This window comes from Bacillus sp. LR--39, from assembly GCF_053613335.1.
Genome location: NZ_JBSIOT010001466.1, coordinates 1 through 541, shown reverse-complemented (window position 1 = coordinate 541; position 541 = coordinate 1). Strand labels below are relative to the sequence as shown.

The 541-nt window shown below is 37.7% G+C and carries 1 protein-coding gene; it reads right to left on the bottom strand.

Annotated features, from left to right (window positions below; genetic code table 11):
- Positions 1-541: response regulator aspartate phosphatase (locus tag ACWHAR_RS31170; RefSeq protein WP_452088941.1), on the bottom strand; the 541-nt coding region annotated here is incomplete at both ends.

Below are 541 nucleotides of genomic sequence, written 5' to 3'. Positions count from 1 at the left end.
AATGGGCAATTGCTTTTTCGTATTGTTTTAAATCCAAAAAGTTGGCTCCGAATAAGGACTGGCATTGAATCATTCTGATATCATATGTAGTCTGTTCACTGTATATTTCGAATGCTTGACGTGCATAGTCCATGGAGACATAAGTTTGTTTCATATAATAATAGACTTCTGACATTTTGAAAAAGAATTCAGCTTTATCGATTTTATCTTTGACAAAAACCAGCTTGCTCTCAGCTTTTTTAAAGAATTGAATGGCTAATACATATTCACGGCGATCCAGCTCATACATGCCTCTGAAGAAATTAAAATAGTACTCAAGCAGACCAGTTAAACGAGCCTGTTTTTTATCAATCTCAAGCAGCAGATCAGACAGTCTCGGCTGTTCCTCAATCCTCATTTTTTCTAACGGTTCAAGGTACTCAAGCATCAGGTTGTGCCGAAACTCCATCAGTGAATAGTACAAATGAAGGTCTTGGTCTTCTTCCATTTGATCCAGCTCTTGCTTGATTTCTCGTCGCAAATATTCTGCATCGGGTATGCT